Here is a 597-nt window from a genome sequence, read left to right as displayed (position 1 = left end):
TGGCATCAGGCGTCCGCGCTACCTGGGTGTCCCAGAGGGAGACGAAGGTGGCGAGGGAGTCGAAGGGCCGCTCGGTGGCGTTGAAGCCGTGCAACACCTGCTGGCGCTCCTCGGCGGAGAGCAGCGAGTGCGAGGCCAAGGGCGCCTGAGGCGCGGCGAGCGCGCTTTCGAGCAGCCGCAGGTAGTGCCCCAGCATCCGCTCCACGCTGCCCGCTTCGTACAAGTCACTGCTGTACTCCGCCCCCACATGCAGGCTGTCACCGTCTTCAAAGACATGCAGTGACAGATCCAGCTTCGCACTCGATGGCGCGATGGGGACCGAACAGGCGGACAGGGCTCCGAGGTGAAGCGGAGCGCCCGCGCGATTCCAGACGAAGGCGACCTGGACGAGCGGCGCGTGGCTGGGGCTTCGCTGAACGCCGAGGGCGTGGACGACGCGCTCGAAGGGAGCGTCCTGGTGAGAGAAGGCATCGAGCGCCGTCGCGCGCGTGCGTGAGAGGAGGGCGGAGAAGGAGTCGTCGGAGAGGAAACGGGTGCGAAGGACGACGGTGTTGACGAAGAGTCCGACGACGTCCTCGGTAGCAGGATGCGTGCGCC

Annotated in this window: 1 protein-coding gene; it reads right to left on the bottom strand. The window is 67.5% G+C overall.

The annotated features are described in order from the left end of the window. A partial coding sequence (locus tag HV826_RS36450; protein ID WP_255217610.1) for a condensation domain-containing protein occupies positions 1-597 on the bottom strand: 597 nt, incomplete at both ends.

Origin of the sequence: Myxococcus sp. AM010 (assembly GCF_013372585.1) — a bacterium.
In the GTDB taxonomy this organism is placed as follows: domain Bacteria; phylum Myxococcota; class Myxococcia; order Myxococcales; family Myxococcaceae; genus Myxococcus; species Myxococcus vastator.
The sequence above is the reverse complement of the archived record's forward strand: the minus strand, read 5'-3'. Positions and strand labels throughout refer to the sequence as shown.